At 28.6% G+C, this 4500-nt stretch carries 3 protein-coding genes, 1 pseudogene and 1 riboswitch; all 4 genes and pseudogenes read left to right on the top strand.

Going from position 1 to position 4500, the window contains the following annotated elements; translation table 11 throughout:
- Positions 1-309: pseudogene (locus tag ACTHUW_RS00640) on the top strand (hypothetical protein); the annotation flags it as partial.
- Between the two features lie 75 nt (positions 310-384).
- The gene (locus ACTHUW_RS00635) at positions 385-3423 is read left to right on the top strand and encodes an efflux RND transporter permease subunit (protein WP_442212293.1); all 3039 of its coding nucleotides are present in this window, start codon (positions 385-387) and stop codon (positions 3421-3423) included.
- A gap of 40 nt (positions 3424-3463) precedes the next feature.
- Positions 3464-3610, top strand: a riboswitch (adenosylcobalamin (AdoCbl) riboswitch).
- A gap of 74 nt (positions 3611-3684) precedes the next feature.
- The gene (locus tag ACTHUW_RS00630) at positions 3685-4083 is read left to right on the top strand and encodes a DUF4430 domain-containing protein (RefSeq protein WP_442198323.1); all 399 of its coding nucleotides are present in this window, start codon (positions 3685-3687) and stop codon (positions 4081-4083) included.
- Between the two features lies 1 nt (position 4084).
- A partial coding sequence (locus ACTHUW_RS00625; protein WP_442212290.1) for a hypothetical protein occupies positions 4085-4500 on the top strand: 416 nt, incomplete at its 3' end.

The following is a 4500-nucleotide window of genomic DNA, read 5'->3' as shown; positions in this document are numbered from 1 at the left end:
AAATTAGATATGACTGTAACCCTTCCTGGCCCAGAAACAGGAAATGAATTTCAAGGTAAGACTGTAGAAAATCAGTGGATATTTACAGCACAATCTGAAATGGTAGAAGGTGTATATGATGAAAGTGATAATGAACCTACTAAACCAACTGAAAACAATAAGGATGATAAAGAAGCAAAGATTCCTATGGTTGGATCAGTAACAGATCAAAGACAAATGCCACAAACTGGTGAAATGATACCATATTTACTATATGGATTAGGAGCAGGATCAATATTAGTTGGTATAATGCTAAAGATTAAAAAATAGTCTAATTTAAATTAGACTATTTTTTAATACTTATATATAATATTATATATTGGGTATAAGATTAGGGTGAAGTTAATGAAAGGGGATAAAAATTTAATGAATAAACTTATAAAATCAGCATTATTTCAAAGAAAATTTGTTATAATACTTGTTTTAGCTATTATAGCATTTGGATTATATACATATTTTGATATGCCAAAACAAGAAAACCCAGAAGCGATAAGTCCAATCGGTATGATAACCACAGTCTATCCAGGAGCTAGGACAGAAGAAGTCAGGGAGGAAATCACACAAGAAATAGAAGATTCTATTGCTGGTATAAATGGTGTAGAAAAAATACAATCAGTATCAAGAGACAATGTATCCCTTGTCATAGTTCAACTGAGCTATGAAGTAGACAAAGAAAAACAATGGGAAGTATTACGCTCAGAACTTAATACTGTAGACCTACCTGAAGGGGTAAAATCACCTACACTTGATACAGATCTCATAAATACTACAGGTGTTATGCTTAGCATAAATACAAATGATGGCAATATAAACAATGTAGAAAATATTGAAAAAGTGGCAGCAGATATGAAATCAAAGTTAAATGATGTAGAAGAAATAAATGAAACTAATTTACTTGGTATATTAGATGAAAATATAGTTATAAATATAGATTTAGAAAAATTAACTAGAGTTAATCTTACTTTAGAAAATGTAAATGATATTTTAACTGCTCAAAATATAGATATACCACTAGGTAGTTTAGATACTGAAGATGGAAATACAAGTATTTCATATAATAAAGAAAAAAATAGCATAGAAGATATAAAAGATATAATTTTAGGAGTAAACCCTGCTACAAATACACCTATACTTCTAAGTGATATTTCAGAAATTAAATATGAATATAGTGAAGACACTAGATTTATACACAATGGAGATTCTTCTATACTTGTTACATCTTATTTTGATAAGGATAGCAATATTTTAAATGCTGAAGAAAAGATAAATGACATAATTAGCTCTACTGAAGATGAGTTAGGAAAAGATATAGCTATAGATAAAATAATATTTCAACCAGAAGATGTGAAAAACTCTGTAAATGATTTTATGATAAATCTACTTCAAGCAATAGTATTGGTTTTAATAGTTGTATTTATTGGAATGGGATATAAAAATGCTTTTGTAGTATCTGTAACTATTCCATTATCTATAATGCTTACTATTATATCCATGTCTTTTTTAGGTGTTAATATTCAACAAATATCAATTGCAGCACTTATAATATCCCTTGGTATTTTAGTTGATAATTCAATAGTTATAACTGATGCTATACAAGTTAAATTAGATGAAAACACATCTATAATGGATGCTGTATATCTTGGAACAAAAGAATCAAGTATACCTGTACTGACATCTACACTTACAACTATAATGGCATTTGCACCACTTATAGCACTTCCAGGCGAGGCGGGAGAATTTGCAAAATCTCTACCTCAAGTAGTAATACTTGCTCTCATTGCTTCATATGTAGTTTCAATAACAGTTACACCAGTTCTTGCAAGCTTGCTACTAAAAAATAGTTATAGAAAAACTAGAGAAAGAAAGTATTTTAAAGGATCTCTTGAAAAAATACTTTTAACTAGTATGAAATATACAAAAACTACTGCGCTAATAATATTAGTATTATTAGTTGGTGTAGGATTTATGGTTTTAAATATGAGACTTGAGATATTTCCTTATGCTGATAATAATATTGCATATATAGATATAGAAGCGGATAAAAATGATATGGAAGAAACTGAAGAAATAGTAGAAGATGTAAAGAATATTTTAAAAAGTGAAGATTATATAGAAGAATATACTTCTTCTATAGGTGGTCCTATTCCTAAGTTCTATATAACAAATCCACCATATTTTAAATCTCCAGATTTTGGTCAAATAATGTTTAGGTTTGATGAAGAAAAAATATCTAAATATGAAAATAAAAAGTATTTTTCATATGAATTACAAAACAAATTAAATGATCAAATGATTAAAGGAAAAGCTACAGTAAATCTTCTTGCCCTTACAAATCCAGGACCAGATATAGATATAACTCTCTCTGCAGCTGAATTTGAAGATATAGAAAAGGTAGCAAACAACATAGAAACTGAAATAAAAGATATGGATAGCCTCTATAATGTCAAATTTGAACAGTCTTCAAATATAGATGAATATGAAGTGATTCCAGATAAGACGCAAATGTCACAATTAGGTCTTACTAGTTATGATATACAAAGACAAGTAAATCTAGCTTTAAATAAGACTCAAATTGGTCAAGTGAAAATAAAAGATGATGAAAAAAATATACTTTTATATGCTAATCCTAAAAATCTAGATGAATTAAAAACCATACCAATTAAGTCAAATACCTCAGAAGCTTTAGTTTCTTTATCTGATGTAGTAGAGATAGAAGAAAGCAGTAGGTTAGAAGAATTAAATAGATTTAATAGAAAGCCATTTATAAAGATAACAGCAGAAGTAGACCCTGATAAATCTACCTTAGTAGAACAAACTAAAGTAGAAGAAATTATAGATGATGAGAAAACAGAGAATATTGAAGTTACCTTTGGAGGAGAAAAAGAAATATTTAATAAATATTTAAGTGGTCTTGGAATAGCAGCCCTTATAGCTCTTATTGGAGTATACTTAATATTACTTCTTCAATTCAAATCATTAGTCCAACCTCTTATTATACTGATAACTGTTCCCTTATCTATAATAGGTGTAGTACTTGGAGTGTTTTTATTTAGGCTTCCTCTTACATTTACAGTAGGACTTGGAGCAGCTAGTCTTATAGGTATTGTAGTTAATAATGCTATACTTATAATAGAATATATAAATAGAGAAAGAGATAAGGGTAGAAATATAAAAGAAGCTTGTATTGAATCAGCTAAGAAGAGATTAAGACCAATACTTTTAAGTAGTATTACAACTGTGATTGGACTTATTCCTCTAGTATTATCAGGTAGCTCATTTTTTACACCAATGGCTGTAGGTTTAATGGTGGGATTAATATTCTCAACATTATTAACCCTTATTATAATACCGGTAGCATATAATAGCTTAATTAAAGAAAGTTAAATTGATTTTTCAAAAGAAATGTAGTATGATGTAAATAACTTAAATAATATGAAATATAAATTGAGGGGAAATAGGTGAAAATCCTATACGGTCCCGCCACCGTAAAGCAAAGAAATGCTTAAGTCGGAATACCTTAAAATATATTAAAGCACTTGTGTCTTCACGTGGAAATGAAGTGGTGTGGTATATAAATTTGTTTATTAACCCTTCCTACTTTTGGAGGGGTTTTTTATTTAATAAAATATAAAAGGAGGAATTATAATGAACAAAAAAACAATAACTATAATAGTGGCAATATTAGTAGCTGTAGCATTAGTATTTGCTTATCAAACTTTTCTTTCGCCAAAAGCAGAAGAAGGTGCTAAAGAGGTAGAAGTGAAAATAGTAAATGAAAAAGAAGATGTAGAAGAAACATTTACTTATAATACTGATGATGAATTTTTATTAGCTTTATTAGAAAATAATAAAGATGAACTTGGTGCTGAACTTACAGATTCAGACTTTGGTAAAATGGTTACTTCTATGATGGACTATGAAGCTAAGGAAAGTGAACAAGAGTTTTGGCAAATCAAAGTAAATGATGAAGATGCTGAAACTGGAGTATCTGAAATTCCACTTACTGATGGAGATAAATATATTTTCACTTTAGCTAATTATTAAGATGAAGGTTCGTGATATTGTACTTATAGCTATATTAAGTGCAACACTTACAGCTTCTAAAATGGCCTTATCTTTTGTGCCAAATGTAGAAATAGTTACTTTGCTATTCATAATATATACTATTGTATTTGGATTTAAAAAAACAATGTTCGTATCTATTATATTTTCTACAACAGAAATATTTTTATGGGGATTTAATACTTGGCTTTTAGGATATTATTTAATATGGCCTTTAATTGTAATTTTGACTGGATTAATCAGTAAAACTACAAAAAATGAATACATTTATGCAATTCTTGCAGGTGTATTTGGCCTATCCTTTGGTTTATTTTTCTCTATAACAGAATCTATATTCTATGGACTAGGATATGGTATAACTTATTGGGTGAGAGGATTATTATTTGATATAATACATGG

It is taken from the genome of Senegalia sp. (in: firmicutes) (assembly GCF_052088025.1).
Taxonomy (GTDB): domain Bacteria; phylum Bacillota; class Clostridia; order Tissierellales; family SIT17; genus Anaeromonas.
The sequence above is the reverse complement of the archived record's forward strand: the minus strand, read 5'-3'. Positions and strand labels throughout refer to the sequence as shown.